Raw genomic sequence first — 916 nt, 5'->3', positions numbered from 1 at the left:
GTGAAGGTGCTGTCAGGTTTCATCCTCGACGAGGACGGCGAGACGATGATCACCACCGGCACGCCGGTGTCGATGCTGATCGAGAATGTCGACCAGCGTTCAAAGGATTATGGCGAGATCGCCCGCCAGTACCGGCCCGGCCATGCCGACTACACCTATGACGTCAAATACGGGGTGCGCGATTATCGTGGCGGCGGCCGCTCCTCGGCCCGCGAGACGGCAGCCAGAGTGGCGGCCGGTGCGTTGGCGCGCAAGGTGGTGCCCGGCGTGGTGGTGCGCGGTGCGCTGGTGTCGATGGGCGAGAAATCCATCGATCGCGCCAACTGGAACTGGAATTTCATCGGCGATGCGGAAAATCCGTTCTTCACCCCCGATCCGGCTTCCGTTCCTGTCTTCACGCAGTATCTCGACGGCATCCGCAAGGCGGGCTCCTCGGTCGGTGCGGTGATCGAGATCGTCGCCGACGGCGTTCCACCGGGCCTCGGCGCGCCGATCTATGCCAAGCTCGACCAGGACATCGCCTCCGGCCTGATGTCGATCAACGCGGTCAAGGGCGTCGAGATCGGCAACGGCTTCGAGGCCGCCCGCATCACCGGCGAGCAGAATGCCGACGAGATGCGCATCGGCAATGACGGCAAGCCGGTGTTCCTGTCCAACAATGCCGGCGGCATCCTCGGCGGCATCTCGACCGGCCAGGCAATCGTCGCCCGTTTCGCCGTCAAGCCGACCTCGTCGATCCTGACCCCGCGAAAGTCGATCGATAAGCACGGCAAGGACGTCGAGATCATGACCAAGGGCCGCCACGATCCATGCGTCGGCATCCGTGCCGTGCCGATCGGCGAGGCAATGGTTGCCTGTGCGATCGCCGATCATTATCTGCGGCATCGGGGACAGACGGGGAGGGGAATAGGGGAAT

1 protein-coding gene is annotated in these 916 nt (G+C 64.2%); it reads left to right on the top strand.

The window, feature by feature from the left end; genetic code table 11:
- The coding region (aroC, locus tag EN949_RS35420) for a chorismate synthase (RefSeq protein WP_127371991.1) at positions 1 to 916 on the top strand (916 nt) is incomplete at both ends.

It is taken from the genome of Mesorhizobium sp. M7A.F.Ca.US.007.01.2.1, from assembly GCF_003998165.1.
In the GTDB taxonomy this organism is placed as follows: domain Bacteria; phylum Pseudomonadota; class Alphaproteobacteria; order Rhizobiales; family Rhizobiaceae; genus Mesorhizobium; species Mesorhizobium ciceri.
This window is presented reverse-complemented; position numbering and strand designations above follow the sequence as displayed.